This window comes from Inquilinus limosus MP06 (assembly GCF_000767795.1).
GTDB classification, from domain to species: domain Bacteria; phylum Pseudomonadota; class Alphaproteobacteria; order DSM-16000; family Inquilinaceae; genus Inquilinus; species Inquilinus limosus_E.
On the sequence record NZ_JANX01000847.1, the window covers coordinates 1 to 1,888 of the forward strand.

Annotated in this window: 2 protein-coding genes and 1 riboswitch; both genes read right to left on the reverse strand. The window is 67.8% G+C overall.

Going from position 1 to position 1,888, the window contains the following annotated elements; genetic code table 11:
• A partial coding sequence (locus tag P409_RS33115) for an AMP nucleosidase family protein (protein WP_034848704.1) occupies positions 1–679 on the reverse strand: 679 nt, incomplete at its 3' end.
• Entirely contained in the window at positions 676–1,635 is a 960-nt protein-coding gene (ftsY, locus tag P409_RS33120; protein WP_052121675.1) for a signal recognition particle-docking protein FtsY, read from the reverse strand. The genes ftsY and P409_RS33115, both read right to left, overlap by 4 nt.
• 118 nt (positions 1,636–1,753) lie before the next feature.
• Positions 1,754–1,852: riboswitch (TPP riboswitch) on the forward strand.
• The last annotated feature ends 36 nt before the right edge of the window (positions 1,853–1,888 follow it).

A 1,888-nucleotide genomic window follows, 5' to 3' on the forward strand; every position in this document is an offset into this window, starting at 1 on the left:
GCTCGTAGGCGATGCGGATGAACTCGTCGATGTAGAACTGGTAGTTCGTGAACAGGACGAAGTTCTGGAAATGCTCGCAACCGGTGGCGGTGTAGTGCTTCAGCCGGAACAGCGAGTAGTCCGCCCGCGGCGCCGTGAACAGGGCCAGCGGGTGCGGCTCGCCCGGCGGGATCACGGCGGTGCCGTTGACGATGCTGTCGTCCATCATCGCCAGGTCCGGCAGGTCGAACACCGCCCGCATGTGCAGCATCCGCTCGCGGGTCAGGTCGCCCTCGACATGCATGCCGTCGGGGAAGGCGAAATGGATCGGGATCGGCGTGTCGCTGACCCCGACCTCGACCGGTACATGGTGGTTGTGGATGATCTGGCCGACCTGCTCGGTCAGGTAGCGGTGGAACAGCGACGGCCGGGTGATGGTGGTGGAGAAGGTGCCCGGCCGGTCGACGAAGCCATAGGACAGGCGGGTGTCGGCCCGGCTGAAATCCTCGACCCGGACCGAGAGGTAAGGGTAGCAGGCGCGCACCCGGGCCGCCGGCTCCTCGCCGCGGGAATAGGCGCGGAAGGCGTCGCGCAGCAGGCCGGTGTTGGCGTCGTAGATCGCGTGCAGCCGGGCCACCGCTTCCGCGGCGTCGTGGAACTGCTCGGTGGCGAAGGTCTGGGGACCAGAGGTCTTGCTCATGCCTCGACTCCCATCAGCGACCGGCCGAACTGCTCGGGGTCGAACGGCCGCAGGTCGTCGATGCTCTCGCCGACGCCGATCGCGTGCACCGGCAGGCCGAAGCGCTCGGCCAGCGCCACCAGCACGCCGCCGCGGGCACTGCCGTCCAGCTTGGTCAGGATCAGCCCGGTGACCGAGACCATGTCGCGGAACACCTCGACCTGGCTGTGCGCGTTCTGGCCGGTGGTGGCGTCCAGCACCAGCAGCACGTCGTGCGGCGCCGTCGGATCGATCTTCTTGATGACGCGGACGATCTTGGCCAACTCGGCCATCAGATTGTCCTTGTTCTGCAGCCGGCCGGCGGTGTCGATCAGCAGCACGTCGCGACCCTCGGCCTTCGCCCGGGTCAGCGCGTCGAAGGACAGGCCGGCGGCATCGGCGCCGGGATTGGCGGTGACCACCGGGCAGCCGGAGCGCTCGCCCCAGACCTGCAACTGGTGCACCGCGGCGGCGCGAAAGGTGTCGCCGGCCGCGATCATCACCGACCGGCCCTCCTCGCGCCACTGCTTGGCCAGCTTGCCGATGGTGGTGGTCTTGCCGGTGCCGTTGACGCCGACCACCAGCACCACCTGCGGTTTCCGGTCAGGCGACAAGGTCAGGGGCTTGGCCACGGGCCGCAGGATCTGCGCCACATGGTCGGCCAGAGCGCGCCGGACCTCGTCGCCCGACACCTCCTTGCCGAAGCGGGTGCGGGCCAGCTCGGCGGTCAGCTTGGCGGCGGTGGCCGGGCCGAGATCGGCCTGGATCAGCAGCTCCTCCAGCTCCTCCAGCGTCGCATCGTCCAGCTTGCGCTTGGTGAAGATGCTGCTGATGCCTTCGGTCAGCTTGGCGGAGGAGCGCGACAGCCCCTCCTTCAGTCGGGTGAACCACCCCTTTTTCGGCGCCCCTGCGCCGCTGTCATTGGTCTGTTCTGTCATGGCCGCTTCTTAACACGCCGTGTGTGACCTCCGTAAGTCAGGCCCGCGCGGGGCAGGGGCGCCGGAAACGAAACCGCAAAAAAGGGTTGCAACCCATCCGCCTCCGGGACTGAAATGGCGGCATCGGCTGGGGTGCCCGTCGTCACGGCGGGCTGAGATCATACCCATCGAACCTGACCTGGATCATGCCAGCGGAGGGAGCCTGAGATGACCGGCATTCCGATTCCGTCCTGTTTGCAGGCCGACTCCGTCG